Source organism: Candidatus Dorea massiliensis AP6 (assembly GCF_964245105.1).
GTDB lineage: Bacteria > Bacillota > Clostridia > Lachnospirales > Lachnospiraceae > Laedolimicola > Laedolimicola intestinihominis.
Map to the genome: position 1 here is coordinate 19,632 of NZ_CAXTKW010000017.1, position 14,475 is coordinate 34,106.

Here is a 14,475-nt window from a genome sequence, read left to right on the forward strand (position 1 = left end):
CAAGCGTTTGTTATCACCTTCTACTCGGTCCCGTTCATCAGATCCTTCAGAGCCTTATTCCCGTACCATTCCTGAAAAATCTGCCGTGCAATGGGCACTGCGTACTCGCTACCGCTGCCGCGCTCCTCCACCAGCACACAGACCGCGATATCCCGGTCCCCGGTATCAGAAAAGCCTACAAACCAGGCGTGGCTCTTGCTCTTATCACTGGTGTACTCAGCTGTTCCCGTTTTACCTGCGGTCTCAAAGCCCAGGTCCTTCAGCTTGCTTCCTGTTCCGCTCTCCACCACGGCCTTCATATATTCGGTCAGTGCAGCGGCCTCGTCCGCCGTCATCAGGGAGCCGTACTCCTCCGTATCGAAGGTTTTCACCGTCGCGCCCTTCGCGCTTCGCACCTCCTCCAGCAGATAAGGCTTCATCAGCACGCCGTCATTGGCAATGGTGCCGGCAATCAGAGCCATATGAAGGGGTGAAACAAGCGTCTCCCCCTGGCCGATGGCTGTCATCATCTGTTCTGCAGGCGTGGCGTCCGTTTTCAGGGAAAAGGAGCTCTTGGAATAAGTCAGAGGTGACGGCAACTCTGTGTTGAACAGCAGCTCCTCACAGGTACTCTTAAACGCACTCTCATCCAGCGACAGGCCAATGGTGGCAAAGGCTGAATTACAGGATTTCGCAAAGGCCTTTGTCAAATCCTCGGCTCCATGGGCCTTCTTATTATAACAGCTGATGGTATAGTTTCCCTCTGTAACCTTTCCCTTGCAATTGAAGGAAAAGTCTGCATAGGAATCCGGATTTTCCCGCATATACTCCAGCAGCGTCACAATTTTAAACGTGGAGCCGGGCGCGTAGAGTCCCTGGGTCGCGCGGTTGTAGAGGACGCTGCCACTCTCCGGGGAATCCTCCGCCGTAAGCGTATCCCATTTTTCATTGATAGTACTCGGATCGTAGTCCGGCTTGGACACCATGGCAAGCACCCGTCCGGTCTGTGCTTCCAGCACTACCACCGCACCCCGGTTCTTGCCCAGGGCGTCGTAAGCGGTTCGCTGCAAATCCATATCCAGGGTGGTCACCACATTATCCCCCTGACTTTTCTGGTCTTTCACCTGATTTTTCAGTTGCTCTGCCGGTGAGATACTGGAAGTCAGCAGGTAGTAATTGGCTAACTGCTCAATGCCTGTATTTCCACGGGTAGAATAGCCCACCACATGGGCAAACAGATTGGCGTAGGGATATTCCCGGGTCTCTGTACCGTCCGACGCTGCCTTCGTCTCCGCCAGCACTGTGCCGTCCGAGGCCAGGATATTTCCCCGGATATTCCGCTCTGCAAAGGCGTCCAGCCTGGCGTTGTAGGGATTGTTGATTACATCCGGACTTAAGATCGCGTCAAAATAGATAAAATAGCCTGTCATCAGCGCAAACAGACCGATGAAAAGGTACGTAATCACCGCCAGCTCATGATTTTTCCTGCTTTTTGCTCTGCCCGTCTTTGACTCTTTTTGCTTTTCTTGCTTTGGCTGCTCGTTCTTTTTCAATCTGCAAATCCTCGTCTTCTTTTAAGAGATACATACCCTGAATAATATAAAACATCAGGATACTGGACGCCAGGGAGCTTCCGCCGTAGCTCACCAGCGGCAATGTCACGCCTGTGGACGGAATAAAGCGGATGGCTCCTCCGATGGTCAGGAACACCTGAAAACCATAGAGGGTCCCGAAGCCCAACGCCGTATATTTGTAGAATCGGTTCTTGATCTGCATGGCAATATTGATAAACATGATAAAACAGCTCATGCATATCAAAATCAGGCATACGGCGAAGATACCGCCCATTTCCTCAGCAATAGCCGAGAAAATAAAATCCTGCTCCACTACCGGGATCTTATTGGGCATGCCCAGATTCAGTCCCATGCCGAACCAGCGTCCGGTTCCGATGGCAAATAAGGACTGCGTGATCTGATACCCCTCATTTTCAATGACGCTGAAGGGGTCGGTCCAGGCCAGCACCCGGACCCGCACGTGGGCGAACAGATGATAGCCGATGACCGCCGCCACCGATCCCGCTCCCAGACCTGCCAGGAAATACAGAGGTTTCTTCGTGGCCACATAGAGCATCACCAGGTAGGTTACAAAGAACAGCAGTGCCCCGCCCAAGTCGCTGGACACTGCCAGCACCAGCACATGGGCCGCCGCCAGAATGGTCGTCCGCACAATATCCGCGAATTCCGTGCTCTTACTCAGCATAGCTGCCACAAAAAATACAAAGGTAATTTTCACAAACTCACTGGGCTGGAACACAAATTTGCCGATAACCAGTGATAATTTCGCGCCCGAGGTGGTCTTGCCCACTACGGCCACGGCCATCAGAAGCGCCAGCCCGCCGATTCCGTAAAGCCAGGGCAGCTTCTGCAGAAAGCCGCATTTTCGGATCAGTACCGGCACAATCAGTGCCACCGCCAGTGCCACCGCCGCAATCTGAAATTGACGCACTGCCTTGTCATATGACAGCCGCGTCAGCATGATGAAACCAATGGCCAGCAGCAGACACATATTGTTCAGCACCAGCCGATTTGCCTTCGGATAGATAATCCGGGTGAACACCAACACCGCCTGCAGCAAAAAGAACTGAAAGGCGTAGAATACCGCCAGCTTCATTTCCCCGGTCTGCATGTACAGCACCACAAAGGCCAGGGCATGAATCAGGAACAGGTTCAGAATCTGCAGCCGAAAACCGTGGCGCACCTCCTCCTGATCCCGTTTTCGCAGCACCGAATAGCTTAAGGATGTATAAAGCGCAATCAGGATAATAAACGCGTATTTGGATAAATCGGTAATCAAGAATACCATATATTTACTGTACTCCCCGTTTCAAATGTCCCTTTGTGTAGCTGTACTCCGGTCTCCGGCACGGCGCGCCGCCGCAAAACACCTCTGTGTAATCCTTCAGGATTCTTCGAATTTCCTTCCGGCTCTCCAATGTAAAGCAGAGACGTAACGCCTCCGGCGCAAGCCGCTCGACCTCTTCTTTATTATTCAGGAGAGACAGCGGTTCACTGTTATAGATTACATTATAACAGTAACGGCAGTAATTGACAGCCGGAAATTCTTTCTTATAGCGATCCACCAGCATCCGTACCGTCTCCTTCTGATCACAGCGCTCCACCGTCCGGTGCAGACAACCTGCCGTAGTCATCAGCGGCAGATAACCGTAGGCAATGAGCTCGGCATCTCGGGCTCCCCGCTCCTTAAGCTCCCGGTCGTTCAGCTCCAGCGGAAGTGTTTCTCTTGTGATTCCCTGTTTTTTCCAGAATGTGCCGGCTTCCTGATTCCAGCTGTAGAGGTTGTGATCACCAATCAGCGGCAGTTCCAGCCCTTGATTTTTTACAAATTCCAGCTCTTCCAGGTTTTTCAGTACCAGGCCGTCCAATCCCGCCTGCTTTATCAGCTCTGTCCGCTCCTCAAACCACCGTCTGGCGGGTGTCCGGAAAATCGCCGGCAGTACCAGCAGACATTCCTTTTCTGCCCTGTGGCAGACATTTACATATTCCGGCAGCCGTTCAAAATCCAGCTTTTCGCTGGTCAGATAGACTGCCTGTACCTCCGGAAAATCCAGCACTTCCGGCAGATATTCTGCCCGCTCCAACTGTACCCGAAGCGGAAAATGACCTGGCTTCTGTGCCTTTTTGTCCGTATCTCCGCCTGCCCCGTTGCATGTAAGCAGCTTCCGTATATCTCCGGATGCTCTGTGCGTTCCTGCCGTACACTGCTCTGTCAGCTTCTCCAAAGCCTCCCGCCGCATCCGGTTCAGCTGCCCGTTGGGGCAGAAGATATCGCCGTCCATCTGTATCGCGAGCTTTCCGAATATAAAGGGAGTATCCCCGGTCTTCATAAGCTGCTTGCGGATATCCGCTTCCGTCATAGGCTGATTCTTCGGCACCTGACCGGGCTCGCCCTCCACGCGCACCTCTGCGTCCCGATACCGCACCGCAAGCTCCGACGGTCCATCCAGGGAAATGCGGAAGCTGCCCTCGATGGTTTCCTTCTTATCCCTGTCCAGATATTCCTTCCGAATCTCCTGCAGCAGCGCCTCATATCGCTGCTTTTCCTGCATGGCCTTCTTTCCCTTCTCCTCAAAATGGCTGGGTCTGGTCAGGGAAATCATATCGCGGCCATTGTGTACCTGATAATAGCCTCTGGAAAATCCGCCCCGGTTATAAAGTGCCTGCAGTTCCCCATAATCCTTCGGGTCCACACGATATTTATCCCCTCCATATTCCAGGTAATGATCCAGATATTTCCGATAAATGCGCACTACGCCTGCCGTGTACTCGGGTCGCTTCATCCGACCCTCGATTTTCAGGGAGCAGACGCCTGCCGCCAGAATTTCCGGCAGAATCTCAATGGTGCACATATCCTTGGGACTTAAGATATACTCCTCGCCCTTTTTGCCAAGCAGCTTTCCATCACCCTTCAACTGATAAGGCAGGCGGCAGGGCTGAGCGCACCGGCCACGGTTGCCGCTGCGGCCGCCAAACATGCTGCTCATCAGGCACTGGCCCGAATAACAGTAACAGAGGGCTCCGTGAATAAAGCTCTCAATCTCCACATCCACGGTATCATGAATCCGGCGAATCTCCTGCAGCGACAGCTCCCGGGCTGTCACCACACGGGCAGCTCCCTGCTTTTTCAGAAATTCAGCTCCTTCCGCGCCAAGCACCGTCATCTGAGTGCTGGCGTGAATATCCAGATCCGGGAAGTTCTCGCGAATATAGGAAAAGACACCCATATCCTGGACAATGACTGCGTCCAGACCGCTCTCATAATAGGGCTTCAGATAAGCTCCAAGCTCCTCCATCTCCGAATCCTTCAAAAGCGTATTGACTGTCATATACAGATCGCAGCCGTGCAGATGAGCGAACTCGATAGCCTCACACAGGCCCTTTTCGTCCGGATTCTCCGCATAGGCCCGGGCGCCAAACCTTGTGCCTCCGATATATACGGCGTCCGCTCCCGCGTTGACTGCGGCCCGCAGGCTCTCAAAGGAACCTGCCGGAGCCAGAAGCTCTGTCTGATGTCTCATGTTTCCTCCTCCACAAAAAAGGCGCCAAAAATCCGTCTGGCGCCCTCTCCATTTATCTCTGTGTATTGTTTCCACTGTTCACAGAATTCACATTATTTCCAACATTATTCTGCTTTCCCGCATGCTGCTCATTTCTGCGGTTATTCTGTCCGGAGCCTGCCTTCTTCTCTTTTTTCAGATTCTCGATCTCCAGCCGGGCCTCAATCAGATCGTGACGGACGCTGTACAGCTCCCGCTCCTTCTTCTCCAGCTCCGCGGTCAGCTTCTCAGCCTGGTTCTTGGCTTTAAAATAGTCGTCCGCCAGGTTCATACTCAACATCAGCTGCCGCTGATCGCCGCTCTGTTTCCGGTAGTTTTCCGTACTGTGGCACTCGGTCATTTTCTCGTTGATATAGACTGCTATCTGATGCAGATACTCCTGGCTTTCGTAGCCGCTGATCTTATAGACCCGGCCATCCACCACCACTTCCACTGCGTTTTTCATCGCCATCTCGTTCACGTCCTTTGGTTTTTTCGATACTCTATTATATCACATTACCGCCATCCGGCACAACACCCAGGTGATGATATCCCAACTCTGTGACCACACGTCCCCGGGGCGTCCGGTTAATGAAACCTTTCTTGATCAGATACGGTTCATAGACATCCTCTATCGTGCCGGAATCCTCACCGATAGCCGCCGCCAAGGTGTCCAGGCCTACCGGGCCGCCCATGAATTTCTCAATCATGGTCATAAGAATCCGCCGGTCGATCTGATCCAGACCATAGCGATCCACTTCCAGCAGATCCAGCGCGAAATCCGCAATCTCTTTCGTGATCTTCCCATCATATTTGACCTGGGCGAAATCACGTACCCGTTTCAAAAGCCGGTTGGCCAGTCTCGGAGTTCCCCTGGAACGTCTGGCCAGCTCCAGGGCTCCCTTCGGGTCAATCTCCACGCCCAGCACGTCCGCCGAACGCTCCACAATGGTCTGCAGCTCCTCGTCTGTATAGAACTCCAGATGATGAACCACGCCAAAGCGATCCCGCAGGGGCGCTGTCAGAAGTCCCGCCCTGGTAGTCGCGCCAATCAATGTAAAATGCGGCAAATCCAACCGGATAGACCGGGCCGAAGCGCCCTTTCCAATGACGATATCAATGGCAAAGTCCTCCATGGCCGGGTACAGAACCTCCTCCACCTGTCGGTTCAGCCGGTGAATCTCGTCCACAAAAAGCACATCACCCTCAGACAGATTGTTGAGGATAGCCGCAATTTCACCGGGTTTTTCGATAGCCGGACCGGAAGTCACCTTCATGTGAACGCCCATCTCATTGGCAATAATGCCGGCAAGAGTCGTCTTGCCCAGTCCCGGCGGTCCGTAAAACAGCACATGATCCAGAGATTCTCCCCGGGCTTTGGCCGCCTGAATATAGATCTTCAGATTTTCCTTAGCCTTCTCCTGGCCGATATATTCATCCAGCGTCTGAGGCCGCAGACTGTAGTCTGTGCGGATATCCTCCTCCATAGCCTCCGTTGTAATGATACGTTTTCCCATCTATCTGTCTCCTAGAAGCTGATATATTTTAACGCAGCTTTTAAAATATCTTCTACATTCATACCGTCGGCTGCTTCCACCTTCCGCACAGCCTTCAGGGAATCGGAAGCGGAATAGCCAAGGGCTGTCAGAGCTTCCACAGCCTCGTTCCGGGCCTCGCTCAGATCGGGAGCCGCTCCAGCTGCCGCCTTTGCCTGGCTATTCTCCAGACGCGCCTCAAAGGCCTCCTCAAGGCTTAATTTATCCTTCAGCTCCAGAATCAGTTTCTGGGCTGTCTTCAGGCCGATACCAGGAGCTTTTGCAATGGCCTTCGCGTCATCCGCCAACACCGCGAAGCGGAGATCGTCCGCGGAAAGGGCGGAAAGCACTCCAAGGGCCGCCTTCGGACCGATACCATTGACGCTCAAAAGCTGTTGAAACAGCTTCCGATCCTCCCGGGTAAAAAAGCCGAAAAGCACAAATGCGTCCTCCCGCACCTGCAGGTAGGTATACAGGCGAAGCTCCTCGCCTGCCGCCGGTAAAAGATCCAGATCCCGTCCGGACATGAGAATCCGGTAGCCGATTCCACCGGTCTCCAGCACTGCCATACTCTCCTCTGGCTCAATATAAGCCAGTGTACCTCTGATATACGCAATCATGGCTGTCTCCTGTTCTGTGTAACCTGTACCGGTTTTCTTCTTCCGAAGGGCTTCGGTACAGTCAGTTGTTCAATAAACGGCACGCACAGATTTGATACCAGTATCGCGTACACCATACCCTCTTCTATCCCGGCCAGCCGAAGCGCCGCCGTCATGACGCCAATCAGAACGCCGTACCAGATCTGGCCCTTTCTCGTAATCGGTGACGTCACACAGTCCGTCGCCACAAAGAAAGCTCCCAGAATCAGACCACCTCCCAGAAACTGGGTGGTAAAATAGAGCTGATCAAAGCCCTTTCCCGCACCGAGAAACAATGTAATCAGGAAGGAGATCCCAATCGCCGCCGGAATCCGCAGATGAATGATACCAAAGGCCAGCAGCAGCACCGCGCCAAGGAGTAACATCGCCGCCGATACCGTACCGATACTGCCGTTGGTATTGCCCCAGAGCATCGGATAGGGATCTACGGTCTGTCCGGACAAAAGCTGCCCCAGAAGCGTCCGGGAACCATAGTTGCCGAAGCTGTAATCCTTCATATATTTCGGAAAAGCCAGAAACAGAAAACAATAGCCGGAAAGAGCCGGATTCAGCCGGTTCTTTCCAAGGCCACCGAAAGGCATCTTGATCACGCCGACAGCAAAAAGCCCTCCTAAGGCTCCAAGCCACAGAGGCGCGTTTGCCGGCAGCATCAGGGCCAGCAATTCCCCCGTCACCATGGCACTTCCGTCCGCCACAGTCAGCGGCTTATCCCGAAACGCTTCAATGGTAAATTCTGTAAGTGTACAGGTGACAACGCAAATCAGCAGATGCAGAAGTACCCGCGGTCCGAAATGAAGGACGCCGAAAATCTCCGCAGGCAAAAGCGCCAGAAGCATCATCCGCATCATACCTGCTGTCGTCATCGTTCCCTTCACATGAGGAAAGATCCATTTGTAATTTTTTTCCATCGTCTCATTTCCTCCCTATCTTCTTCCCTGTGCCAGCAGCTTCCGGCGCATGTCCTGAATGGACGGAGCCAGCTGTCTTCTGGCCGGGCATACAAAGCTGCAGCTTCCGCAGCCCAAGCATTCCATGCCGTTCATATCCCGGAACTCCTGCTCTTTTCCGGCCTCCGCCGCGTCCGCAAGCTTTGTGGGCAAAAGATAAATCGGGCAGGCCTCTGTACAGGAACCGCATCGGATGCAGGCGCCCGGCTTATCCGTATAATCCTGACTCATGCACAGAAATCCGGTTGCTGTCTTCGTCACCGGAACCTCCAGGTTCTTCATCTCCACACCGCGCATGGGACCGCCGCAGACAAACTTCTTCGGCTGCTTCGCGTAACCGCCCGCTGCCTCCGGAAGCTCCGAAAAACTGGTGCCGATCCGAACCAGAAAATTTTTCGGTTCCTTCAACGCTTTTCCGGTCACCGTCACTGCCCGCTTCGTCACCGGAAGGCCGAGAACCAGCGCCTCATAGATGGCGTGAAGCGTTTCCACATTCAGTACGATACAGCCCGCGTCTGCCGGAAGCTGGGACGTGTTGATCTCCGCGCCGGTACAGGCGTAGATCAGCATACGCTCCGCACCCTGGGGATACTTGGTTTCCAGTACCCGGACCTCCATCCGGGGTTCACTTCCGCTGGCCATCTGCATGGCTGTAATGGCGTCCCGTTTATTATCCTCCATGGCAAAAATACCGGTAGCACGCTCAAAAAGACTCAAAACAATCCGAAGTCCCTCAACCAGACACTCCGGCGATTCCAGCATTCTACGGTAATCGCTGGTCATATAGGGCTCACATTCGGTACCGTTGATCAGGACATAACGGATTCTCTTGGGATTCCGTACTGACAGCTTGATATGGGTCGGGAATCCGGCTCCTCCCATACCGACCACTCCGGCCTCCTGGATCCGGCGCAGGCGCTCCCCAACCTCCAGCTCCTGCCAGGGCTTTATCTCCGAAACCGGCATTTTTTCGTACAGACCGTCATTTTCGACTACCACAGACAAAATCTCTTTTCCGGATACGGTTTTCCGCGGCTCAATCGCTTTTACCGTACCGGACACCGACGCATGAACCGGCGCAGAGATATCGCCACTGGCCTTCGCAAGGAGCTGTCCCTCCAGTACCCGGTCTCCCACAGCTACCACCGGCACTGCCGTGCCGCCGATATGCTGACGCAGGGGATAGATCAGATCTCCCTTCGGCAGATACTCCTCCAATGCTTTTTCTCTTGTAAACCGCTTTCTCTTGTGCGGAAACACTCCGCCCTTAAAGGTCACATGTGCCATGAATTTTTATCACTCCGGTATTTTTTATTTCAACTCGTTACTGTTCTCTGGAACCCTTGCCAACCTTCTGTACCGCACGCTCTTTCAGTGCCTGCGCCCGGGACTTCATGTTCGGGTAAGCGTTCATGGTACGTCTGGTAAATACGTTACCCATACCTTTCAAACGCTCAAAGCGCTTCTGCGCAGCGCCGAAACGCTCGGCCAGCTCTGCCAGACGTCCTTCCTGACGGGCTTTAAATTCTTCAGGAGACTCACCCGCAAAGGCTACCATTGCATTGACCCGATCCTCAAGACGCTGTTTCAGCTCCGGTACATACTCAGGCAGACGGTAATGGGCCAGCCGTTCTTTGAGTTCCTCGGTGCTCTCATAGAGCTTCGTATTCTGGATATATTCGTACAGCTCGTCCATAACCGCGTCCATATTCCGCAGTTTCTCGCCAATCTGCATGGCGTTCATGTAGGACATGCCGAAATCTACCGCGTATACCAGGGTCGCCACGCTCACCAGCAGCTTTCCGGTCGCCACGCTGTACAGGCTCACAATCCAGTCCACAAAAGGCTGAAATACATAAAAGAGAATCACGGAAAACACTCCCCAGCCCAGGGATGCGCCCAGACAGATGCGCCCCTGAAAATTAAACTTATTCTTGCTGTAATCCCACCAGCTGGTATGGAACAGAGCCTCCATCAGAACCGCCGTAACATATTCCAGAATTGTCGGCACAATCACGCCGCAGATATAGAGCAACAGAATATTTCCGGCGATGGGCTTCAGAATCAGATAGACGATGACAGCCCCGAAGCCATAGATGGTGCAGACCGGACCGGTCACAAAGCCTCGATTGACCAGTTTCTTCTCCTTTATGGATACGTAGGAGCTTTCCCAGAGCCATCCCAAGAAGCTATAGATATAAAACCAGTTGACGATATGGTAAATGTCCACGCCTGCAATCTGTATATTCCACATACTGTCCTTTCTCCTTGTGTATTTCACAAAATTATGCCCAGACAAGGCGCGAGGACACGCACGCCAAAGTGCCTGTCCTCCCGTCTGTGTATATCCGTTTGTAATTCTTTTCTTACTCTTCCTCAGCTGCTACCGCGTCGATGTCCACATCTGCCACATCGCCGGCTGTCTCGTTGCTCTGCAGTGCCTTCATGCTCAGAGAAATCTTCTTATCCTCGCCATTGAAGTCTACAACCTTTGCCTCGATCTCCTGACCGATGCTCAGTACGTCAGACGGCTTCTCTACGTGCTCTCTGGAAATCTGGGATACATGAAGCAGTGCGTCTACACCCGGCTCAAGCTCTACAAATGCGCCGAAATCTGTCATTCTTGCCACCTTACCGGTAACTACGTTGCCTACTGCATACTTGTCAGCAGCATACAGCCACGGATTCTGATCCTCAAATTTCAGGCTCAGGGCGATCTTGGTATCACGGATATCCTTAATCAGGACATTCAGCTTCTCGCCAACCTTGAATACCTTCTTCGGGTTCTCTACGCGTCCCCAGGACATCTCAGAGATATGAAGCAGACCGTCTGCTCCGCCCAGATCTACGAATGCACCGAAATCGGTTACGTTCTTTACAACACCCTCTACCACATCGCCTACATGGATGCGCTCGAAGAGCTCTTTCTGCTTCTCAGCTTTTTCAGCAACGATCAGCTGCTTACGGTTACCGATGATGCGGCCACGGCGCGGATTGAACTCGGTAATAACAAAGCTGATCTCCTGACCTTCATACTTCGCCAGGTTCTTCTCATAGGTATCGGATACCAGGCTTGCCGGGATGAATACTCTGGACTCATCTACAACAACGCTTAAGCCGCCGTCCAGAACCTGGGTAACCGGTGCTGTCAGCACTTCCTCGTTCTCAAAAGCCTCTTTCAGACGCTTGCTGCCCTTCTCGGCTGCCAGACGCTTGTAGGTCAAGAGAACCTGTCCCTCGCCGTCGTTGACCTTCAGAACCTTTACTTCCATGGTATCACCTACATGGATGACTGTGGTCAGGTCGATGGGGCTGTTGCTGTACTCATTCTTGGTCAGGATACCGTCGGATTTGTAGCCTATGTTCAAGATGGCTTCATCTTCTTTGACATCAATCACAGTGCCTTCGACAACCTCTCCGTTTCTTATTGTTTTCAGTGAACCTTCAAGCATTTGTTCAAAACTTAATTCTGACATGTTTTTGAACCTCCTCAATAATTTTGTTTGGGGTCGAAGCCCCTGCTGTAATACCTACGCAACGGATGGACTGCGATGTCTTCAAATCCAAATCATCAAGTGACTGTATATAGTAAGTATTTTCACATTCTTTTTTACATATTTCAAATAGCTTCTGTGTGTTGGAGCTGTGACTTCCTCCGATCACTATCATCGCGTCTACATCGGACGCAATTTCCCGGGCTTCGGTCTGACGCTCCTCGGTTGCACTACAGATCGTATTTAAAACAATTATATCATAACCCTTTTTTGAAATAATTTCAACTATATCTTCAAATTTATTGTAGTTAAATGTCGTCTGGGACACAATGCAGAGCTTTTCACCCATCGGCAGGGCAAAGTTTTCCGCTTCTTCAAGGGATTCCACCACGTAGGCAGGTTTTTCGCACCAGCCACGGATGCCCTCCACCTCGGGATGCTTTGCATTACCGATGATCAGGATGTGACGTCCGTTGGCTTCTTCCTTCTGGGCGATACGGTGAATCTTTTTCACAAAAGGACAGGTGGCATCCACCAGATTCACGCCCTGCTGTTTCAGAAGCTCATACACCTTTTCCCCCACGCCGTGGGCCCGGATGATGACTGTACCGCTGGTGAGGCTTTTCAGTTCTTCTTCGGAGTTCAGAACTTTTACGCCCTTTTCCTCCAGTTCCTGTACCACGATTTCATTGTGTACAATGGGGCCATAAGTGTAAATGGGGCCCTCCGCCTGCTCCACCTGTTCGTATACCGTGTCCACGGCCCGGCGCACGCCAAAGCAGAACCCGGCCGTCTTCGCAAGCCTTACTTCCATAGGCACCTCCTAGTGAATCAGATCGGTAATTGCCGTGATTACCTCATCAATGGTCATATCTGAGGAATCCACATAAGTCGCGTCCTCCGCCTGACGAAGAGGTGCGAACTCCCGCTCCATATCCCGCTTGTCCCGCTCGATAATGTCAGCCTCAATGGCCGCCAGATCACAGGTCTCACCCTTTTCCGTCAGCTCGTCATAGCGGCGCTTGGCGCGGCAGGCGCTGGACGCGGTCAGATAGACCTTTACATTGGCCTTCGGAAGCACATAAGTGCCGATATCCCGGCCATCCATGACCACATTTTCCCGCTCGGCCAGGGCGCGCTGCAGCTCCACCAGCTTCAGGCGTACGTCCTTATTTACAGAGGACGCAGAAGCCATATTGCCTACCTCCTCGGTGCGGAGCAATCCGGTTACGTTCTCACCGTTCAATAATACCTGCTGTAAGCCGTCCTTGTATGCAATCGTAATATCAGCGTCACGGCTTGCCGCACTGATTTTTCCGCTCTCGTCCGCACTAATCCCCCGGCGCAGCAAATACAGCGCCATGGCACGGTACATAGCTCCCGTATCCACATAGATGTACCCCATCTTCTTCGCCACTGCCTTAGCAATGGTGCTTTTTCCGGCTCCCGCCGGTCCGTCAATCGCTATCTGATATGTCATAGGTTCCTCCTCTATACAGCATTACCGGCTGCGTAGGCCGTGGACCAGGCAATCTGCAGATTGAATCCGCCGGTCACTGCGTCCAGATCCAGTACCTCACCGATAAAGTATAATCCTTTTACGAATTTTGATTCCATGGTGGAAGGATTGATCTCCTTCACAGCCACGCCGCCTTTGGTAATAATCGCCTCTTTGTAATCCCGAAGCCCCGTCACGGTCATAGGCAGGCTTTTGGTCAGCTTCACAAAGCCCTGCCGCTCCTCCCGGGAGATATCATGTACCTTCTTATCTTGGTCGATGCCACTGAGGCCAATCATCACCGGCGTTAATTTAGCCGGGAACAGGCTGCCGATCACATTTTTGAAGCTCTTATTGTGATTTGCGTCAAACTCCCTTAGGATACGTTGGTCAAGCTGTTCCTCACTGAGCGCGGGTTTCAGATCCAGTACCGCCTTAAGCTCCTGCTTTGCCGCCAGGGTTCCCACGTAGCTGCTGGCTGTCAGCACCAGTGGTCCGGTGATACCGAAATGGGTGAACATCATCTCTCCGAACTCCCGGAATACCTCTTTCTTTCCATTGCAGATCCGAAGCTCCACATTTTTCAGGGAAAGTCCCTGTAAATCCTTTACAAATTGTTCCCGGATATTAAAAGGAGTCAGGGACGGGATGCAGTCGGTCACCTTATGGCCCGCCTCTTTTGCGAAACGGTAGCCGTCGCCTGTGGAACCGGTTACCGGATAGGAAAGACCGCCCGTGGCCACAATAACCGCGTCACCCTCTATCCGGGTTTTATCTGACAAAATCAGACCTCTGGCTTCTCCCGCTTCAACGATAATATCTTTTACTTCTGTATTCAAGTGAACCTCTACGCCAGCACGCCGCATACTGCGCCGCAGCGTATCCAGCACATCCGCCGATCTGTCCGACAACGGGAAGACACGTTCCCCCCGCTCCGTCTTGATCTTCAGACCCTCTTCTTCGAAAAAGGCCATGGCGTCCTGGTTGGTGAAGCCGTAAAAGGCGCTGTATAAAAAACGGCTGTTGGTCCGCACACTGGCGAAAAGAGCGTCCATGTCGCAGGCATTGGTCAGATTACAGCGACCCTTTCCCGTAATATACAGCTTCTTACCCAGCTTTTCATTTTTCTCATATACGTGGACCTCATGGCCGTTTCTGGCCGAGAAAATGGAAGCCAGCATACCGGCTGCGCCGCCGCCCACGATCAATACCTTGCTCATGCAAATTTCTCTCTTTCTATCTGTACACCT

The 14,475-nt window shown here is 52.7% G+C and carries 13 protein-coding genes; all 13 read right to left on the minus strand.

Features of this window, described 5'->3' with window-relative positions; genetic code table 11:
• Positions 1 to 20: 20 nt before the first annotated feature.
• Positions 21 to 1,532: a peptidoglycan D,D-transpeptidase FtsI family protein gene (locus tag ACESZP_RS15630; protein ID WP_499709636.1), complete on the minus strand. Its 1,512-nt coding sequence runs from the start codon at positions 1,530 to 1,532 to the stop codon at positions 21 to 23.
• Positions 1,453 to 2,841: an FtsW/RodA/SpoVE family cell cycle protein gene (locus ACESZP_RS15635; protein ID WP_349163990.1), complete on the minus strand. Its 1,389-nt coding sequence runs from the start codon at positions 2,839 to 2,841 to the stop codon at positions 1,453 to 1,455. Before ACESZP_RS15635 ends, ACESZP_RS15630 begins: the two co-directional genes overlap by 80 nt.
• Positions 2,842 to 2,845: 4 nt before the next feature.
• A complete protein-coding gene (locus tag ACESZP_RS15640; RefSeq protein ID WP_499709638.1) occupies positions 2,846 to 5,074 on the minus strand; it encodes a U32 family peptidase in 2,229 nt (742 codons plus the stop codon).
• Between the two features lie 52 nt (positions 5,075 to 5,126).
• A complete protein-coding gene (locus tag ACESZP_RS15645; protein WP_178038561.1) occupies positions 5,127 to 5,564 on the minus strand; it encodes a cell division protein ZapA in 438 nt (145 codons plus the stop codon).
• A gap of 34 nt (positions 5,565 to 5,598) precedes the next feature.
• Positions 5,599 to 6,609, minus strand: a complete 1,011-nt coding sequence (ruvB, locus tag ACESZP_RS15650; protein ID WP_349163993.1) for a Holliday junction branch migration DNA helicase RuvB — start codon at positions 6,607 to 6,609, stop codon at positions 5,599 to 5,601.
• An 11-nt stretch (positions 6,610 to 6,620) separates the two neighbouring features.
• A complete protein-coding gene (gene ruvA, locus ACESZP_RS15655) occupies positions 6,621 to 7,247 on the minus strand; it encodes a Holliday junction branch migration protein RuvA (RefSeq protein WP_178038563.1) in 627 nt (208 codons plus the stop codon).
• Positions 7,244 to 8,194 (minus strand): RnfABCDGE type electron transport complex subunit D, encoded by a 951-nt coding sequence (locus tag ACESZP_RS15660; protein ID WP_499709641.1) that lies wholly within the window; start codon positions 8,192 to 8,194, stop codon positions 7,244 to 7,246. Before ACESZP_RS15660 ends, ruvA begins: the two co-directional genes overlap by 4 nt.
• Before the next feature lie 15 nt (positions 8,195 to 8,209).
• Positions 8,210 to 9,520 carry an electron transport complex subunit RsxC gene (gene rsxC, locus ACESZP_RS15665; RefSeq protein WP_499709643.1) on the minus strand — a complete coding sequence of 437 codons (1,311 nt, stop codon included), beginning with the start codon at positions 9,518 to 9,520 and terminating at the stop codon, positions 8,210 to 8,212.
• 37 nt (positions 9,521 to 9,557) lie between these two features.
• Positions 9,558 to 10,487 (minus strand): putative ABC transporter permease, encoded by a 930-nt coding sequence (locus ACESZP_RS15670; protein ID WP_499709645.1) that lies wholly within the window; start codon positions 10,485 to 10,487, stop codon positions 9,558 to 9,560.
• A 112-nt stretch (positions 10,488 to 10,599) separates the two neighbouring features.
• Positions 10,600 to 11,709: a 30S ribosomal protein S1 gene (gene rpsA / locus ACESZP_RS15675; RefSeq protein ID WP_178038567.1), complete on the minus strand. Its 1,110-nt coding sequence runs from the start codon at positions 11,707 to 11,709 to the stop codon at positions 10,600 to 10,602.
• Positions 11,690 to 12,541 (minus strand): 4-hydroxy-3-methylbut-2-enyl diphosphate reductase, encoded by an 852-nt coding sequence (ispH, locus tag ACESZP_RS15680; RefSeq protein ID WP_499709647.1) that lies wholly within the window; start codon positions 12,539 to 12,541, stop codon positions 11,690 to 11,692. Before ispH ends, rpsA begins: the two co-directional genes overlap by 20 nt.
• A gap of 9 nt (positions 12,542 to 12,550) precedes the next feature.
• Positions 12,551 to 13,207 (minus strand): (d)CMP kinase, encoded by a 657-nt coding sequence (cmk, locus tag ACESZP_RS15685; protein WP_178038569.1) that lies wholly within the window; start codon positions 13,205 to 13,207, stop codon positions 12,551 to 12,553.
• 11 nt (positions 13,208 to 13,218) lie between these two features.
• Positions 13,219 to 14,445: an aminoacetone oxidase family FAD-binding enzyme gene (locus ACESZP_RS15690; RefSeq protein ID WP_178038570.1), complete on the minus strand. Its 1,227-nt coding sequence runs from the start codon at positions 14,443 to 14,445 to the stop codon at positions 13,219 to 13,221.
• Between the last annotated feature and the right edge of the window lie 30 nt (positions 14,446 to 14,475).

Coding starts and splice junctions, on each gene's coding strand:
- rsxC (WP_499709643.1), bottom strand. CDS start 9,520: ATGGCACATGTGACCTTTAAGGGCGGAGTGTTTCCGCACAAGAGAAAG.
- ruvB (WP_349163993.1), bottom strand. CDS start 6,609: ATGGGAAAACGTATCATTACAACGGAGGCTATGGAGGAGGATATCCGC.
- ACESZP_RS15645 (WP_178038561.1), bottom strand. CDS start 5,564: ATGGCGATGAAAAACGCAGTGGAAGTGGTGGTGGATGGCCGGGTCTAT.
- ruvA (WP_178038563.1), bottom strand. CDS start 7,247: ATGATTGCGTATATCAGAGGTACACTGGCTTATATTGAGCCAGAGGAG.
- ispH (WP_499709647.1), bottom strand. CDS start 12,541: ATGGAAGTAAGGCTTGCGAAGACGGCCGGGTTCTGCTTTGGCGTGCGC.
- ACESZP_RS15660 (WP_499709641.1), bottom strand. CDS start 8,194: ATGGAAAAAAATTACAAATGGATCTTTCCTCATGTGAAGGGAACGATG.
- cmk (WP_178038569.1), bottom strand. CDS start 13,207: ATGACATATCAGATAGCGATTGACGGACCGGCGGGAGCCGGAAAAAGC.
- ACESZP_RS15640 (WP_499709638.1), bottom strand. CDS start 5,074: ATGAGACATCAGACAGAGCTTCTGGCTCCGGCAGGTTCCTTTGAGAGC.
- ACESZP_RS15670 (WP_499709645.1), bottom strand. CDS start 10,487: ATGTGGAATATACAGATTGCAGGCGTGGACATTTACCATATCGTCAAC.
- rpsA (WP_178038567.1), bottom strand. CDS start 11,709: ATGTCAGAATTAAGTTTTGAACAAATGCTTGAAGGTTCACTGAAAACA.
- ACESZP_RS15635 (WP_349163990.1), bottom strand. CDS start 2,841: ATGGTATTCTTGATTACCGATTTATCCAAATACGCGTTTATTATCCTG.
- ACESZP_RS15690 (WP_178038570.1), bottom strand. CDS start 14,445: ATGAGCAAGGTATTGATCGTGGGCGGCGGCGCAGCCGGTATGCTGGCT.